The organism is Pelomicrobium sp. G1, assembly GCF_051905455.1.
In the GTDB taxonomy this organism is placed as follows: Bacteria; Pseudomonadota; Gammaproteobacteria; order Burkholderiales; family UBA6910; genus Pelomicrobium.
In genome coordinates this window covers 1-229 of record NZ_JBQACR010000702.1, presented here as the reverse complement: position 1 = coordinate 229, position 229 = coordinate 1, and the positions used below count along the sequence as shown (strand labels likewise).

Here is a 229-nt window from a genome sequence, read left to right as displayed (position 1 = left end):
CCCGTTACGAGCGCATCGTCTTCGAGAAGCCGCTCATCGCGCCCCCGGGTAAACCGCTCGCGGCATTCATCTGCCCCGGCCATCCGCTGCTCGACGCTGTGCTCGATCTCACGCTGGAGCGCCACCGCGACCTCTTGAGAAGCGGTGCAGTCCTCGTGGACGAACGCGATCCCGGAACGGCGCCGCGCGTGCTGTTCTTCCTGGAGCACGTGATTCAGGACGCGACGGC

General features: G+C 66.8%; 1 protein-coding gene. It reads left to right on the top strand.

The window, feature by feature from the left end:
* Nucleotides 1-229: hypothetical protein (locus tag ACTFO6_RS20200; protein ID WP_439936035.1), on the top strand; the 229-nt coding region annotated here is incomplete at both ends.